The following is a 16,720-nucleotide window of genomic DNA, read 5'->3' on the forward strand; positions in this document are numbered from 1 at the left end:
TTTTGTCAATTTTTTGATCTACTGACGAATGTAAAATTTCCGCATGCAATTCAATTGGTTGTCAATGTTTACAAAAAATTACAAAAAAGACGTTGCCAAGAAATAGCGTGGTCACCAAAAGCAGATTATAAAGACGCCAAGGCGAGGCCGCAGGCGGACTTCGTCGATACGGAGTGAGGTCCCCTGCGGGGTCGCAGCACTCGACCATCTGTTTTCGTTGATGGAGAAAAGATCATGAGTGAATTCGACGAAAGCAACCTGGAGCAGTCCGGAGGCTGGACCAGCGACAGTGACGACAACCATTCCATAGCCGGCCGTGCACGTGTTCGTGCACAGTTGCAGGCAGACATCGAAGCCTTCCTGAGCCAGGGCGGAAAAATTCAGGAGGTGGATACCTCCTTCCGCTCTGACACGCCGCGAAAGGTGGATGTGGGTTTTAACAACCGCTCCCTCTGAACGCTGGCGCGGCAGTCCGGGGCACTCCGCCCCGGCTCCATTTTTGATCCCTGTCTCGGTATGACTGGCCAGCCTCGTTTATCCTCATTCTCTGTGGTTTTGCGCCGGTAACCTGGGCAAGCCGTCAGTCACCCGAAGACCCGGAATTCCTGTGGCAATGAAGTCCCATTTCCGTCTTTTGCTTGTTTTGCTACTGATAATAGCAGCTGTTGTCAGCTTCTGGTTGATGAGAGCAGATCTTGCCAGCCATGGCGACTCGAATGCGCCGCAGACCACCGGGGAACCGCCGATATCAGTGGCCCGGGAGGATGTTGCTGCCGCACCATCGAAGTTGGTGAACAACGCGTCCTCGGTTCCTGTTCCTGAGCAGTTACCAGCCTCGCTGGCGGGTACGTCAGTGCCGGACGGTTGGGCCCGAACGGACCGGCTGGGCAATCTCATACCAACCCCGCAACTGCGACAGCTGTTTGAGTATTTTCTCTCTGCCCTGGGCGAGGAATCCCTGCCGCAGTTGGTGGCTCGCATACAGAGGGCCCTGTCGGTTCTCGATGAGCCGGCGAGAGCCCAGGCCCTGGTAACCCTTGGCGCCTATCTGGACTACAAGCTGGCAGTTTCGGAACTGGAGCAGAGCTACGGAGAGGTTTCCGGGCTCGGGGCCGGGGAGCTGCAGCGCAGGATGGCAGAGATCCAGGCTCTGCGCCGTACCTGGCTGGACGCCGACACGGCCAACGCTTTTTTTGCCGACGATGAAGCGGTGGATCGTTTCCAGGTCGAGAAACTCAGGATTGCAAGCGATGACAGTCTGACCGACGAGCAGAAAGCCGAAGCCCTGCGCCAGGCTGAGTCCTCCCTTCCGGAACCCCTCCGCAAGGCCCGGGAGGAAACACGCCGGTTTGCGGACTATGAGCAGGTTCGTCAGGAGCTGTCGGATGACCCCAGGGCTCTTGAGGCCTGGCGCCGGGAAGCTTTTGGTGATGCAGCAGCGGAAAGGCTGGCCCGGCTTGAGGCGGAACAACAGGATTGGGACCGCCGCTGGCAGGCCTATGCCGGGGAGCGGGACCGGTTGTTGTCCTCCGGGCTGGCCGAACCGGAACGCAGGGAAGCGCTGGAGCGACTCAGAGCCAGCCACTTCAATGAAACCGAACGGATCCGTGCCCGGGCGTTGGATTCGATCCGGTAATCAGCCTGTCATTTAATCGCCTTATCCTGCTGAGGGAGTCTGCAACCAGCGGCGCTGGCCGTGTATGATGACGCAAAGGGCGCCCGGCCGATGCCGCGCTGGCCCATCAGATTATTTGTTCAGCCATTCAGGAGGTTGTCAGTGCCGATTCCGACTCCCCGTGCGTTTCCCGCCACCCGCCTGCGCCGTAACCGGGCCAGCGACTTTTCCCGTCGCCTGGTTCGGGAAAACCAGCTCACGCCGGACAACCTGATCTATCCGGTGTTTGTGCTGGAGGGCGAGGGACAGCGGGAACAGGTACCTTCCATGCCAGGGGTGGAGCGCCTGAGTATTGATCTGCTGGTTGAGCAGGCGGCGGAGCTGGTGGAATTGGGTATCCCGGCGATTGCGCTGTTCCCTGTTGTTCCGTCCGAAAACAAGAATCTGTCCGGCTCCGGGGCCTGGGATTCTGAGGGGCTGGCGCAGAGGGCGGTTCGCGCCCTGAAGGCAGCGCATCCGGAACTCGGTGTGATTACCGATGTAGCCTTGGACCCTTTCACCACCCATGGCCAGGACGGCATCATCGACAACGACGGCTATGTGCTGAATGACGTCACCGTCGAGGCGCTGGTCAATCAGGCGCTTTCCCATGCCGACGCCGGTGCCGATGTGGTGGCGCCGTCAGACATGATGGATGGGCGGATAGGTGCCATTCGCGAAGCCCTGGAAAACGGCGGTCATGTGAATACGAAAATCCTGGCCTATTCTGCCAAATACGCCTCGAGTTATTACGGACCTTTCCGGGATGCGGTGGGGTCTGCGGCCAATCTCGGCAAGGGCAACAAGTCCACCTATCAGATGGATCCTGCCAACGGCGATGAGGCATTGCATGAGGTTGCCATGGATTTGGCCGAAGGCGCGGATATGGTGATGATCAAGCCCGGCATGCCGTATCTCGATATCGTGCATCGGGTGAAGACGGAATTGCGGGTGCCGACATTTGTCTATCAGGTCAGCGGTGAGTATGCCATGCACATGGCGGCAGCCCAGAACGGCTGGCTGGATGGCGATGCGGTAATGATGGAGAGCCTGATGGCCATGCGAAGGGCAGGGGCCGACGGAATCCTGACCTACTTTGCGGTGCGCGCGGCCCGACTGATGCGGGATCGAAAACACGGATAGGTCAAGCAAGTCATTCGCCGGTAGCGGCGAGCAAACTGGAATCGAGGAATCATGACAACGGATACGGCGAAGAATCAGACGGCAGGGGATGAGCGGAGTGTGCCTGCTCCGGTGAACGTGCCCCCGGTTGGTGAGGAAATCAACCTGGACGCCAACGAAAACTACTTCAACCGTGAACTGAGCCAGCTCCAGTTTAATTACCGGGTTCTCAAGCAGGCACTGGATACGACCCACCCACTGATCAACCGTCTGATTTTCTGCTGCATCTTCAGCAGCAACATGGACGAGTTCTTCGAGATCCGTGTTGCCGGCCTGCGGCAGCAGATGAAGTACGGCCGGGAAACCGTTGGTGCCGACGGCATGATGCCCGAGCAGGCGCTGGCGGAAATCAGCCGTGTTGCCCACGAGTACATTCGCGAACAGTACGACATCCTCAACAATGTTCTGATTCCGGAAATGGAACAGGAGAACATTCATTTTGTCCGTCGCCGGGAGTGGACGCCGGAGCAGGCGGAGTGGGTGCGCACTTACTTCGAAGAGGAGATCCTTCCGGTGGTCAGCCCCATCGGGCTGGATCCGTCGCACCCGTTTCCCCGCCTGGTCAACAAAAGCCTGAACTTTATTGTGGAACTGGACGGCAAGGATGCCTTCGGCCGGGAAACCGGTATGGCGATCGTGCCTGCACCCCGTTCGCTTCCACGTCTGGTCCGGCTTCCTGATGATGTCTGTAACGGTGGCGACAACCTGGTGTTCCTGTCGTCCATGATCCACGCCCATGCCGATGAGCTCTTTCCCGGAATGGAGGTGAAAGGCTGCTATCAGTTCCGGCTGACCCGAAACGCTGACCTTGAGCTGGAGGATGACCTGGAAGACCTGGCCTCGGCCCTTCGTGGTGAACTGCTCAGCCGCCGGTTCGGTGATGGTGTGCGCCTTGAGGTTGCCGACAACTGCCCGGAAGAGCTGGTTCAGTTCCTGCTCAAGGAGTTTGGTCTGACCGAGCGGGATCTGTATCAGGTGCATGGCCCGGTCAACCTGACGCGGCTCATGGCAGTCGGTGGGCTGGTAGACCGTCAGGATCTGACCTATTCCGGGTTTTCACCGTCCATTCCCAGGCAGATTCGCAGCAAGGAATCAATGTTCGACGCCATCCGCAAGCGTCCAATCCTGCTGCTGCATCCCTATGAGAATTTCAGCCCGGTAGTGGATCTGCTGCGCCAGGCCGCCAAGGACCCCCAGGTTCTGGCGATTCGACAAACCCTCTACCGCACCGGCGCCGATTCAGAAATTGTTGAAGCCCTGGCGGACGCCGCGCGCCGAGGCAAAGAGGTTACCGCTGTTATCGAGCTGCGGGCCCGTTTCAGTGAGGCGGAGAACCTGGAGCTGGCCAGCCGGCTGCAGGAGGCCGGGGTGATCGTGGTGTACGGTGTGGTCGGCTACAAGACCCACGCCAAGATGATCCTGATTGTCCGTCGCGAAGAGGGGCGCCTGCGTCGTTATGTTCACCTGGGCACCGGTAACTATCACGCCGGTAATGCCCGCCTGTATACCGATTACAGCTTTATGACCTGTGATGAGTCTATCGGTGACGACGTCAACAAGCTGTTCCAGCAGCTTACCGGCATGGGTAAAGCCCTGAAGATCAAGAAACTGTTCCATGCGCCTTTTACCCTGCATTCCCGGCTCCTGAGCCTGATTGAGCGGGAAGCAGGCTATGGCGAGAAGGGCCGGATTATCCTCAAGTTCAATGCATTGACGGAAATCCAGCTGATAAAGGCGCTTTACCGGGCTTCGCAGGCTGGGGTGAAAATCGATCTGATCATCCGTGGTATCTGTTGTCTGCGTCCGGAAGTGCCAGGCCTCTCGGAGAATATTCGGGTGAGGTCCATCATTGGCCGTTTCCTGGAGCACACCCGTGTTTACTATTTTGGCAACAATGGCCGGCCGGATGTCTACTGTTCCAGTGCCGATGGCATGGAGCGGAACCTACTCAGCCGTGTGGAGACGGCTTTTCCCCTGGACGATCCTGATCTTGCCGCCCGGGTCAGAGAAGATCTGGATACCTACCTGGCCGACAATTGCCAGTCCTGGGTACTGCAACCGGACGGCAGTTATATTCAGAACCAGCCTGCAGAAGGTGAAGAGCGCCTTGCCTCACAATTGGTGTTGCTTGAACGGCTGACCGGAAAAACCTGATCCCCGAACTGGAGAATGTGTTTGAACGCCAAATGGATGATTGCCGGCGCTGGTGTGCTGGCTGTAGCTGGCGGCCTGCCCTGGGTCGTGGGCTACGTTACTGAGCAGCAGTGGCACCAGGCAACAGCGGAGGTGAACAGTGCGCAACCCTTCCTTCGCATGGAAACCAATAACTACGAGAGGGGAATTCTCAGTGCCCGGTTCAGTGGTTCGGTGAACCTGACCAATCCGGAAACCGGTGAATCCCAGAGGCTTGCCTATCGAGCCAATGTGAGTCACGGCGTAACCGGCAGTCTGATGGACTTCCAGCCTGAGGATGGCTGGTCCGCCGGCGATACGGACTGGTTCTTTGGTGAGGAGCCGAGACTGACCCTGGAAACCCGTCTCTGGGGTACCGCTGTGCTCGAGCTCGAAGCGCCCGAGATGACCGTAACAGATACGGAGACCGGAGAGACCCTGGCCTCGAGTGGTGGTCTGGCAAGAATTGAAATCAGCGACGCTGGTTCACAGGCCGATGCCTTGATGGTCTGGCCGGCGCTAAGCCTGTCCGGTCCGGACCTGGATATTCGGGTCAGCGACTTCCGCCTCGAGCAGACCATGAGTCATCTGACCGGTGAAGTCTGGACCGGCTCCGGCGAGATTGCGGTGGAATCGGTTGCTGTGACCCCAACGGCGGAAGCCCCGTTCACGCTTCAGGAGATTTCGGTTCGAAGCAGTAGCGAGCCGGTCAATGATGGCGAGCGCCTCAATTCACGAATGACGTTTGAGGTCGCTGGCGTTTCAGCCTCTGATGAGCGTTATGGTCCCCAAAGGCTGGTGTTCGCATTGTCGGGGCTGGATGTGACTGCCTGGAGCAACCTGACCGAGAGTCTTTCGTCCATGCAGGCGCTGGCCATTGGTCAGGCGTCTGGCGGGCCCCAACAGTTTGAGCAGCAAATGGCCGCCATGCAGCAGGTGAATGCCGCCGTTCGGGATTTGGCAGCAGCCGGATTTTCGGTTGGTTTTCCAGAGCTGACGGTAACCACCCCGGAGGGTGTGATTGAGGGCAGCGCCCGTATCGCCCATCCGGAGCTGACGGCGGATCAGAAAGCTGAAATGTTGATGGTGATGCAGCAGTTGACCGGCGAAATGGATCTCAGTCTGCCACTTGCGCTCGCGGAGGAATACCCGGAATTCCGGTTACAGCTGGCGCCGCTGATCAAGCAGGGGCTGTTGGTGGAGCAAGGCGACCGGTTGGTGCTTGATGCCAGTATGAAAGAGCTTGTGCTGGACGTGAACGGGGTGGAGATTCCCTTGCCGCCGTTGCTTTGATGCCGCTGGCTCAGTGCCAACAAAAAGCCCCGCTGATCGGGGCTTTTTTTGTTTCAGGTTCAGCTGAACTTCTTTTTCAGGGCAGCCTCGACCGCCGGATCGACGAATTCCGAAACATCGCCGCCCAGGGATGCGATTTCGCGGATCAGCGTGGAGGATATATAGGACAGGTGGTTGGCCGGTGTCAGGAAAACGCTCTCGACTTCAGGCGCGAGCCGGCGGTTCATGTCGGCCAGCTGGAATTCGTACTCGAAATCGGACACCGCCCGGAGACCGCGAAGGATCACGGTGGCACCCTGTTCGCGGACAAAATCGGCCAGCAGGTTGCTGAAGCCGGTGACGCTGACATTTGGGAGATGCGCAGTTGCCTGGCGGACCAGTTCGCAGCGTTCTTCGAGGTCGAGAAGTGGCTGTTTCTTGGGGTTGTAGGCGATGGCGACGACGATTTCATCAAACATTCGGCCGGCACGTTCGATCAGGTCGGTGTGGCCGTTGGTGATGGGATCGAAGGTGCCCGGGTAGATGACTTTGGACATGCACAGCTCCTTTCTTTGCAAGGGCCTAGGATAGCAGCATTTTTTGGCTACCTGTAGTTGGCGGCCAGGACAATGGAGGATGCATGTCGGCTATGCGGTAGTGCCAGCTGGAAGGGCTGATCCGGGAAACGCTACGAGCACATCCATGTGCGCTTGAGCGAAGCCATCCCTGGCTTCTCACATTCCCGGATCAGCCCTTCCAGCCGGCTCTGTTATCCCCGTGCGAGTCTCCCCGACGGGCAGTGTTAGCCCACTGATCAAGACAGTCTTTGTGCAAGTCTGGTGCTGTTTCTGGCCGCCAAAGCATAAACCGACAGCTGCGGGTTGGCCCCAATGCTGGTGGGGAAAATCGAGGCATCGTGCACGCTGAGGTTGCTGACGTGGTGGTGCTCGCCGAAACCGTTGACGACCGAGGTTGCCGGATCCGCGCCCATGGCGCAGCCGCCCATCTGGTGGGCGGTGAACAGGCGGACGCGGTGGGGCGCCATGGGGAGCTGGTTGATGGCGGCTTTGGCGTCGGTCCAGTTGGTGTACCAGTCGGAATCCAGGTGCATGAGGCGGACTTTTTCGGCGCCGGCGGCGAACTGGATTTCGGCCATGGTGTGGAAGGCCTTGCGGAGGCCCTCCCAGAGGTAGTCGGTGACCGGGTAATCCAGTACCGGGCTGCCGTCGTCGCGTAGGGATACTGTGCCGCCGGGGCTTTCGGGGTGGAAGCCGTCCCGGAGCAGGGCGATCACGGACTGCATGTGGGGCAGACCGGCCATGTTGTTGATCTGGGTTTCGCCGTGGCCGGGGATGACGCCGCTGGACATGCCAGGATGCAAGGGCGGTACTTCGAGCTTGTAGCCAACGGGTCCGTCGACGCCGTCGCGGAAGTTGAATTCGTCGGAGTAGATGGATTGGGGCGCGCCGTAGAACGGATCGACGCGCTGAGGCATCTGGGCGACGGTGGCGTTGACCGGATGGATGAATGAGCGCTTGCCGATGCGCTGGTTCGGGTCCGGGATGTCGGAGCGGAGCAGCAGGCCGGGGCTGCCGATGGCGCTGGCGGCGACCACGAAGTGTCGGGCTTTGAGCGTGACCTTGATCCCGGTTGGGGTGACGCCATCATCCGCAAAGGCAGAGGCTTCCAGGTGGTCGATCTTGTCCTGGTTCATGACCAGGCGGTCGGCGCGCAGGCTGTGGAACAGGCGGGCGTTGTTGTCGAGTGCACCGGGGATGGTGGTCATGAGGGCGCCCTGCTTGGCGTTGGTCGGGCAGCCGACGCCGCAATAACCCAGGTTCCAGCAACCTTTGACGTTGCGAGGAATGATCTGCCAGCTGTAGCCCAGTTTCTCACAGCCCTGGCGCAGGATGTCATTGTTGACGTTGGGGTCTACCTGCCAGGGCGACATGGAATGCCGTTCTTCCCGACCGTCGAACCAGGGCGCCATGGCCTCCGGGCGGAGGTCTTCCAGTCCAAACTGGTCGGCCCAATAGTTCAGGGTCGGCTCCGGTGTGCGGAAACTGCTGGTCCAGTTCACCGTGGTGGAGCCGCCAACACAGCGGCCCTGAAGAATGGCGATCGCTCCGTCCCGGGTAACCCGGCTCATGCCTTCCTGATAGAGGTTGGCGTAGGAGGTCTGCTCGTCCATCTTGAAGTCTTTCTGGTAATACAGCGGGCCTTCTTCAACGAGGATGACGGACAATCCGCTGCGAGCGAGAATCTCTGCAGTGGTCCCACCACCGGCGCCGGTTCCGATAACAACAACGTCGGCTTCCGTGGTCAGGCTTTCCGTCAGTCGAGCACCATCGGTGACTTTCCAGCCCGATTCCAGGCCCCGGGCAATACGATCGGTTAATGACATGCTTTTGCTCCGTCAGATCAGCTGGCAATCAGGCGTTTTGGAATTGTGGTAGTGCGTCGACAGCATACCGGGGCGGTCCGGGGTAGCCGGACAAGTGCCAGAAATCGCGATAGCCATAAAACGCCACGTTGCTGATCTTGGTCAGCGCTATGTAGCCATTGTTGAACAGCCCGATACGGCTGGTGCGCCAGCGTTCCAGAAACGCATCCGCTTCCTCTGTGGTTACATTCGGCCAACTGGACCAGACCCGGGCAACGGTCACGCGGGTGAGCCCGAAGTTCAACAGATCAAACAATCGCCGCAGTTCCTTCTGGTTGGCCGGTCCGAACTTGTGGATGCCGGCATCAATACGCTCGATTGTTCCGGCAATAGCCATGTTTCTGGCCTGGGGCTGCTCTGGCAAGCCCCGGCCAATCATGGCGGGCAGCAGGGCCTCGAACAGCGCTATGTCATCCTCGGTCAAAAACCGGAACTGGTAACTGGCATCCATACGGGTGCCAACGGCACTGAGTCTGCCCGCTGGTTGCGTCGCGCAACCGCTCAGCCCGGCGGTGACACTGACGGTACCAAGAAAAAGAGCGCCGCCCAGTCCGGTTTTGAGAAAGCTTCGGCGGTTGAGATCGTTAAATTGAGGGTGTCCTGACGGATCAGGGGTCTGTTTCTGCATGGGTGTATTCTCGTTATTGTTCTATTGAAGGCACTGACGTTGCCTGATCGTCGGGGGCCGGTTCTGCCTTCCGAAACTGTGCAAAACAGGGATGTTTTGCTCAAGCCTACACGGACGTATTAACGGCGTGTTTCGGAAGGCAGAACCGGCCCTCGACAGACTCCCACAAATGGGCCCTAGCGGATAAAGAACTTGTAAACCATCTTGTGCGCCGCAGTCCCGTGGGGCGCATAGACAAACTTGCCGCTGTTGAATTTCTGCTTGGTGAAAATGGCGCGGTGATGGGAGAAGGTCAGGAACCCTTCGCGGCCATGGTAGTGCCCCATGCCGGAATCGCCGATGCCACCAAACGGCAGGTCGTCCTGGGCAACGTGCATCAGTGAATCGTTGATGCACATGCCACCAGAGTGGGTGTTGTCTACCACATGCTGCTGCTGGGTCTTGTCGTATCCGAAGAAGTACAGGGCAAGGGGCCGCGGGCGGTCATTGATGTAATGGATGGCTTCATCCAGCCCACCATAGCTGACGACCGGTAGAATGGGACCAAAGATCTCATCCTGCATCACCTTCATGTCCGGCGTGGTTTTCAGGACCAGTGTCAGAGGAATTTTGCGGGTGCCATCCTTGAGATTTTCCCGGGCCGGATTGATTTCCACCAGCTCGGCGCCTTTCTCCCGGGCGTCCTCCAGGTAGCTTTGCAGGCGATCGTACTGCCGCTCATTGATGATGGCGGTGAAATCGTCGTTGTCCCGCAGGCTCGGATACATCTCGGAAAAGCGGGCCCGGAATTCGTCGACAAACGACTGAACCCGGTCGGCGGGGCAAAGCACGTAGTCTGGCGCCACGCAGGTCTGGCCTGCGTTGAACGCCTTGCCAAAGGCAATCCGCTGCGCAGCGTCTTCCATCGGTACATCCGGCGAGACCACGGCCGGGGATTTGCCACCCAGCTCCAGGGTGACCGGCGTCAGGTTCTCAGCCGCTGCCTTCATGACCAGCTTGCCTACTGACGTGGAGCCGGTGAACAGCAGATGGTCAAACGGGCGCGACGAGAAGTCCGCAGCCACGTCAGCCTCCCCGGTAATCACCGAGACCAGGTCTTCCGGGAAGCTGGCTTCGATCAGTTCCTTGAACAGGGCCGAGGTATGGGGTGTGTATTCCGACATCTTGATCATGGTCCGGTTACCTGCGGCCAAGGATGCGACCAGAGGACCCACCGCCAGATACAGGGGATAGTTCCAGGGCACGATCACACCCACCACGCCTTTGGGCTGGTAGTGGACCTTGTTGCTGGCAGGCTGGAACAGCACGGAAACATGGCGTTTGGATGGCTTCATCCAGCCACTGAGGTTCCTGAGCGTGTAGTTGATGCCCTGGATTGACGGCATGACCTCGGCAATCAGGGATTCGTCCTTCGAACGGCAACTGAAATCCCGGTCAATGGCATCCAGTAGCCGGTCCTGGTTGCTCAGCAGTACCCGTTTAAGGCGCTTCAGGTTCTCCTGCCGCTCCGCCAGGGAAGGCATGGGGTTGTTACGGAACGCCTTTTTCTGATCTTCGAACACCCGGTGGGTGTGCTGGATCTGTTTCTTGCTCTCGGTGAGCTGAACGACAGTGGCTCCCATGATGCTTGCTCCTCTGTGGCGGCGACCAGAGTTGGTTCGCGGCCTGGCATTTCGGATACTGAACAATTGGCGAAAAAGTGTTCAGTTTGCGTCTGGGGGTATTATTAGAGTATATACTCTAGTGAGTCAAGCGGGGCCGGATGGCGAATCAGGCCATCTGTGAGCTGTACAACAACAAACGCCGACGGGTCTATGAAGACAAGAGACAAAATACTGCTCTCCAGCCTGGAGCTGTTCAACGAACGGGGCGAGCGCAACGTCACCACCAATCACATTGCAGCGCACCTGGCCATTTCGCCGGGCAACCTCTATTACCACTTTCGCAACAAGTCGGACATCATTTACGAGATCTTCCTGGAATACGAAAAGCTGGTGGATTTCTACCTGGATATTCCGGAAGACCGGGCCATGACCCTGGACGACATGACCTTTTATCTGGAATCGGTCTTTGACGGTCTCTGGAGTTACCGATTCTTCCACCGGGATCTGGAATACCTTCTGGACAGCGATCAAAGGTTGCGGCAGGACTATCGCGATTTCACCAATCGCTGCCTGGCATCCATCAGTCGGATCTTCGAGAAACTGGCGGAAGCCGGCATTATTGAGCCCCAGGAGGAGGACCTGCGGTCGGCGATGTCGCTCAATGTGTGGCTGGTGATTACCAACTGGATGGCGTTCCTGAAAACAGCCCATGCAGCCGAGGAATCCGCCTGCCTTACCCTCACCGAGTTGAAGCAGGGCATCTATCAGGTGCTGACACTCGAAATTCCCTATCTGACACCGGCGTATCGGGAGCGCGTGATGGCCCTGAGAGAAAAATACCGCCCGGCATTGCACGACTGAGATGTTCCAGGTTCCGCAGTGTGTAAGTGAAACCCGAAGATCTGGTCAAAAAATGATCTAGCCTGGAACTTTGCGCGAAGATTAGAGTCACAAGGGTGACGTTGGGAATTCGGACATTCCTTGCGTCTCCTGAGTGCGATCTCAGGTTTTAGCACGTCGCAAACCCTGACGTTTCACCGGTCTGCTACCTGGCAGGCCGGTTTTTTTATGTCATCAGAGGCTGGCGCCTTCGTCCCCGGGATGGCCTTCCAGCCAGTCGATCAACGCCTCCCGGCACTCATCCACGCCCCGTTTTGACGTTGCAGAGAACATGATCAGGTGTTCCACGCAGGTGTACGCTTTCAGATCCTTTGCGATGCCGAGCATGGCCGTTTTGGCCTGGCCGAACTTCAGTTTGTCGGCTTTGGTGGCCAGAATCATCAGCGGCAGGTTGTTATGCTCGCACCATTCCACCATCATTTGGTCGAAATCGGTCAGCGGATGACGAATGTCCATCACCAGAACCAGGCCACGCAGACAGCGCCGGTCATTCAGGTAGTGACCGAGGTGTTGCTGCCAGTCGTCTTTCATGTCCCTGGATACTTTGGCGTAGCCGTATCCGGGAAGATCGACCATTCGGCAGTTCTCTCGGTTGAGAGAGAAGAAGTTGATGAGCCGGGTACGCCCGGGAGTCTTACTGGTCCGGGCCAGCTTGCCGTTGGCGGTGATTGCGTTCAGGGCGCTGGATTTTCCGGCGTTGGAGCGGCCGGCGAAGGCGACCTCGGCACCGAAATCCGGCGGGCACTCATCCAGACGGGAAGCGCTGATGAGAAATCGGGCGCTGTTGAAAGAGAGGCTTTTTTGAGTCAGATCAGGGTCCACAGCGGTTGGCTTTCCTTTGGATTTCAGTTAGCAGGGATTAATGTATAATGCTACACCAATTCCGGGCGGCGCGCTGCGCGCGACCGCTGTCAGCCCCGGTTTTGAGCCTGAACTGGTCAGCGCCTACCGGCTGCATAGCGAAGAATACCCTTAAAAGATGAGAGAAGCGGAGCGAGCATGAAAAAACTGATCGCAGGAGTAGTTCTCGGTGTTGGCCTCACGGCGATGGCGCACGGGGCGGGAGATCCTCAAGCAGGCGAACAGAACGCAGCGGTATGTGCCGGTTGTCACGGCCAGAATGGTGCCAAGCCCATTATGGGGTCTTATCCCAAGCTGTCCGGTCTGGGCGAAAAATACCTGTATCGCCAACTGGTGTTGATCAAGGACAAAGAGCGGAATATCGCGGAAATGACCGGTATTCTGGACAACATGAACGACCAGGATCTGCAGGACCTGGCTGCCTACTTTAACGCCCAGGACATGGTGGTTGGTCAGGCTGATCCGGATCTGGTCGATCAGGGTGCGGCACTTTACCGTGGCGGCAACATGGCAACGGGCGTACCGGCCTGTGCCGGCTGTCATAACCCGCAAGGTGTTGGCAACGAGCCGGCCGGTTACCCGGCTCTCGGTGGTCAGAACGCAGAGTATCTGATCAAGCAGCTGAATGCCTATCGCGATGGTTCCCGGGATGCCGGCACGAACGCATCGATCATGATGGATGTCGCCTCGAAGCTGACCGATGCCGAGATCGAAGCGGTTTCCAGCTACATCTCCGGCCTGAACTGAAATCGCCGGACTGTACCGAAAACCCCGCCTGGTGCGGGGTTTTTTGTTGCCTTTCGTTTCTGTAACTGCCGACCTGTGGAACTTTTCAGGTACGCTGGGTCATAATCCTCCCAAAACGATATTCAAATAACCGGAGATGTTTCATGTTTCGATCCTTCAGAATGGTTTTCCTGCTCCTGTTGGCACTGTCGGTTTCTGGCCTGGCCAACGCCGCAGAGTGGAAAGAAGGGGCTCATTACAATCGTCTGGATAACCCGGTAAGAACCGATAGCGATTCTGGTGTCGAAGTAGCCGAAGTCTTCTGGTATGGCTGTCCCCATTGCTACAACTTCAAGCCCCTGGTTGAGGCCTGGGCGGCCGATGCACCGGATTACGTCAACTATGTGAAGATTCCTGCGGCGCTCGGCAGAAACTGGGAGCCCCATGCCTACGCCTTTTACGCCCTGGAAGCCATGGGTGAGCTGGACAAGGTCCATGATGCGCTGTTCGATGCGCTTGCTGGCGAGCGCCGCCCCCTGAATTCGCCGGAAGCCCTGGCGGACTTCGTTGCAGATTATGGCGTGGATCCGGATGAATTTGTCAGCACCTATAAAAGCTTCGGTGTGAATGCCCGCATGCAGAAAGCCCAGTCGAAAATCCGTGGCGCGCGGATCACCGGAACTCCGACTATGCTGGTTAATGGCAAGTACACTGTCAGTGCATCCATGGCCGGTAGCCACGAGGCCGTTCTGGAAGTGGTGGACTACCTTGTCGCCAAAGAGCGGGGCGAGGTGGAGTAAGGGAGCGCCAAAGAGCCAGAACCGAGTTCAACAAGCAGCCGGCCGGTTGAGACCGCCACTATGTACAAGCATATAAGAAAGCAGTTGAATGGCATCCTGAAGCCGGCCGGCGGGCCGAGGGGTGCCTGCTCCGGGACCGAGCATGTCCCCGAGTTTGAGCCGCAACGACACATTCGCCTGCTCACCTTCAACATTCAGGTGGGTATCAATACCTCTTCCTACCGTCACTATCTCACGCGAAGCTGGCAGCACATACTGCCCCATCGCAATCGAATCGAGAATCTGGACCGGATTGCCTCTCTGCTGCGCAGCTACGACGTGGTGGCCTTGCAGGAGTGCGACGGCGGCAGTTTGCGCAGCGGCTACATCAACCAGGTGCAATACCTGGCCGAAGCGGCCGGCATTCCCTATTGGTACCAGCAGCTGAACCGGAATCTTGGCCAGATCGCTCAGCATAGCAATGGTCTGTTGAGCCGGTACCGGCCCCTCGACGTTACCGAGCATAAGTTACCGGGGCTGATCCCGGGCAGGGGGGCGATCATCGCCCGCTATGGCACCGAGCATGACCCTCTGGTGCTGGTGCTGATGCATCTGTCTCTGAGCAAGACGGCCCAGCAACGCCAGTTAGGCTACATCCGGGAGTTGATCGCTGATTACCAGCATGTGGTTCTGATGGGAGACATGAACGCTCATGCGGAGCAGCTGCTTACCCAGACACCCCTCAAGGAAACCGATCTGGTGCCCTTGCCAGACACAGCCCACAGTTTTCCTAGCTGGCGGCCCGAGAAGGCCCTCGACCATATTCTGGTGAGTCCCTCATTGGAGATCCGACGTTCAGAAGTGGTCAGCTATCCGATGTCAGATCACCTTCCTATTGCCATGGACGTGGCGTTACCCGAGGGTTACCTGGAGAAGTTCTGAGTGTCAGAGAGCCACAAAAAAGCCCGGCGCATTGGCCGGGCTTTTATGTGGATGCCGGATCAGGAATTACTTGATCTTGGCTTCCTTGTACGCAACGTGCTTGCGGACAACCGGATCGTACTTTTTGATCTCGATTTTTTCCGGAGTGTTACGCTTGTTCTTCTTGGTCGTGTAGAAGTGACCAGTACCTGCTGATGAAACCAGCTTGATTTTCTCGCGCATGATGCGGCTCCTTAAAATTTCTCGCCGCGGGCACGAAGATCGGCCAGCACAGCGTCAATGCCTTTTTTATCGATGATGCGCATGCCCTTGGTGGAAACGCGCAGCTTCACGAAACGCTTCTCGGACTCAACCCAGAAACGGTGGTTCTGCAGATTCGGCAGAAAACGACGACGAGTGTGGTTCATCGCGTGGGAAACGTTGTTACCGGATACCGGACGCTTACCGGTAACCTGACAAACTCTGGACATACTTGCCTCCGACCTGAGCAATGGTCTTAATAATACGAATTCGTTTTTAATGCGTCTCTGGTTGCAAAGGAGCCATCACGCCCCCGTTCGCGCCTCTAAACTGAACGCTGCTCGCCAGACGCCGCCAGAAAGGGACGCTTTTATACCAGAACTCGCACCCCAACGCAAAAAATTGTTGGGAATTTGGCCAGTTTTCCGGCATTGACGTTCACCATCGTGAAGACGGTTTTACAGCAGACCCCGTTCAGCGAGGGATATTACCTCACCATGGCCAACAACCATATGGTCAAGAACCCTGATATCCACCAGACCCAGCGCCTCTTTCAGCCGACGGGTCAGTGAAATGTCGGCCTGGCTGGGCTCTGCCACGCCCGAGGGATGGTTATGTGCGAAGATCACTGCCGCGGCATTGTCTTCCAGGGCCTGTCGCACCACTTCTCTTGGGTAGACGGCCGCGCCGTCAATGGTGCCCCGGAACAACTCACGGTACTGGATGACGCGATGACGATTGTCCAGGAACAGGCCTGCGAACACCTCGTGGGGATAGGTGCCCAGCCGGCTGGTGAGGAAACGCCGAGTATCCTCGGGAGATCGCAGGGGGTCCCCCTGGCGTAGTGGTTCCTCCATGACCCGGCGTGCCATTTCCATGGCCGCCTGAACCTGGGCGTATTTGGCGGTTCCCAGGCCTTTGACATTGCAGAACTGGCGCTGGGAGGCGGTCAGTAGCCCCCGGAGCCCCGAAAATTCCTCAATCAGGTGGCGCGCCAGTGCCATCACCGGCATGCCAGTGGTGCCCGTGCGCAGGAATATGGCGAGCAGTTCGGCGTCGGAGAGGGTTGGCGCCCCGTGGGCGAGCAGGCGTTCCCGCGGACGTTCGTCCGTGGGCCAGGTGGAATCTGTCATCTTGGCTTCCTTGCGATGGTCAAGTCCGGCCCCGGGCGCTTCCTGCGCCGCGACGGGCCTGTCAGGGTTACAAAGGTTACTTCAAAAAGTAACAATCGGTAAACGTATGCCTGGCCTGGCAGGCTGTCGCTGTGGCCTGAGCATGCTATCTTATAAGCCTTTCATTTTATGCGGAAACGGAGCC

General features: G+C 58.1%; 17 protein-coding genes. 9 read left to right on the plus strand and 8 right to left on the minus strand.

Going from position 1 to position 16,720, the window contains the following annotated elements; genetic code table 11:
• The first annotated feature begins 234 nt into the window (after positions 1–234).
• The 5 genes from WA411_RS04195 to WA411_RS04215 all read left to right on the plus strand — a co-directional run bounded on the left by WA411_RS04195 (position 235) and on the right by WA411_RS04215 (position 6,301).
• Positions 235–456, plus strand: a complete 222-nt coding sequence (locus WA411_RS04195; protein WP_069182139.1) for a hypothetical protein — start codon at positions 235–237, stop codon at positions 454–456.
• A 226-nt stretch (positions 457–682) separates the two neighbouring features.
• Positions 683–1,636 carry a lipase secretion chaperone gene (locus WA411_RS04200; protein ID WP_291904485.1) on the plus strand — a complete coding sequence of 318 codons (954 nt, stop codon included), beginning with the start codon at positions 683–685 and terminating at the stop codon, positions 1,634–1,636.
• Positions 1,637–1,777: 141 nt separating this feature from the next.
• Complete coding sequence (gene hemB / locus WA411_RS04205; protein ID WP_153633991.1) at positions 1,778–2,797, plus strand: porphobilinogen synthase; 1,020 nt, start codon at positions 1,778–1,780, stop codon at positions 2,795–2,797.
• A 51-nt stretch (positions 2,798–2,848) separates the two neighbouring features.
• Entirely contained in the window at positions 2,849–4,990 is a 2,142-nt protein-coding gene (gene ppk1, locus WA411_RS04210; protein WP_291904484.1) for a polyphosphate kinase 1, read from the plus strand.
• 15 nt (positions 4,991–5,005) lie between these two features.
• The gene (locus WA411_RS04215) at positions 5,006–6,301 is read left to right on the plus strand and encodes a DUF945 family protein (protein WP_291904483.1); all 1,296 of its coding nucleotides are present in this window, start codon (positions 5,006–5,008) and stop codon (positions 6,299–6,301) included.
• A 59-nt stretch (positions 6,302–6,360) separates the two neighbouring features.
• Here WA411_RS04215 and coaD read toward each other — a convergent pair whose 3' ends face one another.
• The 4 genes from coaD to WA411_RS04235 form a co-directional block, all read right to left on the minus strand.
• Positions 6,361–6,837, minus strand: a complete 477-nt coding sequence (gene coaD, locus WA411_RS04220) for a pantetheine-phosphate adenylyltransferase (protein ID WP_008173494.1) — start codon at positions 6,835–6,837, stop codon at positions 6,361–6,363.
• Between the two features lie 257 nt (positions 6,838–7,094).
• The gene (locus WA411_RS04225) at positions 7,095–8,684 is read right to left on the minus strand and encodes a GMC family oxidoreductase (RefSeq protein WP_291904482.1); all 1,590 of its coding nucleotides are present in this window, start codon (positions 8,682–8,684) and stop codon (positions 7,095–7,097) included.
• A 28-nt stretch (positions 8,685–8,712) separates the two neighbouring features.
• Positions 8,713–9,351, minus strand: coding sequence for a hypothetical protein (locus tag WA411_RS04230; protein WP_291904481.1), 639 nt, complete (start codon positions 9,349–9,351; stop codon positions 8,713–8,715).
• Positions 9,352–9,527: 176 nt separating this feature from the next.
• Positions 9,528–10,973 carry a coniferyl aldehyde dehydrogenase gene (locus WA411_RS04235; protein ID WP_291904480.1) on the minus strand — a complete coding sequence of 482 codons (1,446 nt, stop codon included), beginning with the start codon at positions 10,971–10,973 and terminating at the stop codon, positions 9,528–9,530.
• 192 nt (positions 10,974–11,165) lie between these two features.
• Between WA411_RS04235 and WA411_RS04240 the strand changes: the two genes are divergently transcribed.
• Positions 11,166–11,816 (plus strand): TetR/AcrR family transcriptional regulator, encoded by a 651-nt coding sequence (locus WA411_RS04240; protein WP_069182131.1) that lies wholly within the window; start codon positions 11,166–11,168, stop codon positions 11,814–11,816.
• A 213-nt stretch (positions 11,817–12,029) separates the two neighbouring features.
• Here WA411_RS04240 and yihA read toward each other — a convergent pair whose 3' ends face one another.
• The gene (yihA, locus tag WA411_RS04245; protein ID WP_209399715.1) at positions 12,030–12,677 is read right to left on the minus strand and encodes a ribosome biogenesis GTP-binding protein YihA/YsxC; all 648 of its coding nucleotides are present in this window, start codon (positions 12,675–12,677) and stop codon (positions 12,030–12,032) included.
• A gap of 177 nt (positions 12,678–12,854) precedes the next feature.
• Here yihA and WA411_RS04250 point away from each other — a divergent pair, with 177 nt between their 5' ends.
• From WA411_RS04250 to WA411_RS04260, 3 genes are all read left to right on the plus strand, one after another.
• A complete protein-coding gene (locus WA411_RS04250) occupies positions 12,855–13,463 on the plus strand; it encodes a c-type cytochrome (RefSeq protein ID WP_069182126.1) in 609 nt (202 codons plus the stop codon).
• Between the two features lie 143 nt (positions 13,464–13,606).
• On the plus strand, positions 13,607–14,242 hold the full coding sequence (locus WA411_RS04255) for a thiol:disulfide interchange protein DsbA/DsbL (RefSeq protein WP_291904479.1): 636 nt from the start codon (positions 13,607–13,609) through the stop codon (positions 14,240–14,242).
• 60 nt (positions 14,243–14,302) lie between these two features.
• Positions 14,303–15,163 (plus strand): endonuclease/exonuclease/phosphatase family protein, encoded by an 861-nt coding sequence (locus WA411_RS04260; RefSeq protein ID WP_069182124.1) that lies wholly within the window; start codon positions 14,303–14,305, stop codon positions 15,161–15,163.
• A gap of 66 nt (positions 15,164–15,229) precedes the next feature.
• Here WA411_RS04260 and rpmG read toward each other — a convergent pair whose 3' ends face one another.
• From rpmG to radC, 3 genes are all read right to left on the minus strand, one after another.
• Positions 15,230–15,385, minus strand: a complete 156-nt coding sequence (gene rpmG / locus WA411_RS04265) for a 50S ribosomal protein L33 (RefSeq protein WP_008173465.1) — start codon at positions 15,383–15,385, stop codon at positions 15,230–15,232.
• Between the two features lie 11 nt (positions 15,386–15,396).
• The gene (gene rpmB / locus WA411_RS04270; protein WP_008173462.1) at positions 15,397–15,633 is read right to left on the minus strand and encodes a 50S ribosomal protein L28; all 237 of its coding nucleotides are present in this window, start codon (positions 15,631–15,633) and stop codon (positions 15,397–15,399) included.
• 228 nt (positions 15,634–15,861) lie between these two features.
• The gene (gene radC / locus WA411_RS04275; protein ID WP_069182123.1) at positions 15,862–16,536 is read right to left on the minus strand and encodes a RadC family protein; all 675 of its coding nucleotides are present in this window, start codon (positions 16,534–16,536) and stop codon (positions 15,862–15,864) included.
• Between the last annotated feature and the right edge of the window lie 184 nt (positions 16,537–16,720).

Origin of the sequence: Marinobacter sp. CH_CUG1437-1, assembly GCF_037029655.1 — a bacterium.
GTDB classification, from domain to species: domain Bacteria; phylum Pseudomonadota; class Gammaproteobacteria; order Pseudomonadales; family Oleiphilaceae; genus Marinobacter; species Marinobacter salsuginis.